The sequence below is a fragment of the Acinetobacter rongchengensis genome, from assembly GCF_003611475.1.
GTDB classification, from domain to species: Bacteria; Pseudomonadota; Gammaproteobacteria; order Pseudomonadales; family Moraxellaceae; genus Acinetobacter; species Acinetobacter rongchengensis.
The window spans coordinates 1-495 of sequence record NZ_RAXT01000196.1; the positions used below are offsets into that span (position 1 = coordinate 1).

The window sequence follows — 495 nt, forward strand, 5'->3', positions numbered from 1 at the left end:
TCGCCTTCTTGACGGTGATCGGGCAAGAGGCGCAGGTCATGCCCGGTACGGACAGCGTGACGGTCTGGGTGGCGGCCCAGGCAGGGACAGCGAAGGTAGCGGCAAGGGCAAGAGCGGTAAGCAGTTTTTTCATGATTTTTCCTCAATTAGTAGAACAGGGGCATTACATACGGGAACGTTAGTGCAACGACAACTAGCGCAGCCACAATCCAAAAGATGACTTTGTACGACGTCTTGGCTTGTGGGGCAGCGCATACATCGCCAGGCTCGCATGCTTGCGTAGTCCGGAAGATGCGGCGGTAGGCAAAGAACATTGCTATCAATGCCGCACCGAGAAAGATGGGGCGGTAAGGTTCCAATGCCGCCAAGTTACTCATCCAAGCGCCGCTGAATCCCAAGGCGATCAAAACCAGCGGCCCCAGGCAGCAGGCCGACGCAAGAATGGCGGCCAGCCCACCGGCGAAGAGCGCGCCGCGCCCGTTTTGTGGTTCAGAC

At 58.2% G+C, this 495-nt stretch carries 1 protein-coding gene and 1 pseudogene; both read right to left on the reverse strand.

All coding sequences use genetic code 11. From position 1 onward, the window contains the following. Positions 1-133 (reverse strand): annotated as a pseudogene (locus D7V20_RS19490) (mercuric transport protein periplasmic component); the annotation flags it as partial. A gap of 13 nt (positions 134-146) precedes the next feature. Continuing rightward, positions 147-495: mercuric ion transporter MerT (gene merT / locus D7V20_RS19495; RefSeq protein ID WP_120385424.1), on the reverse strand; the 349-nt coding region annotated here is incomplete at its 5' end.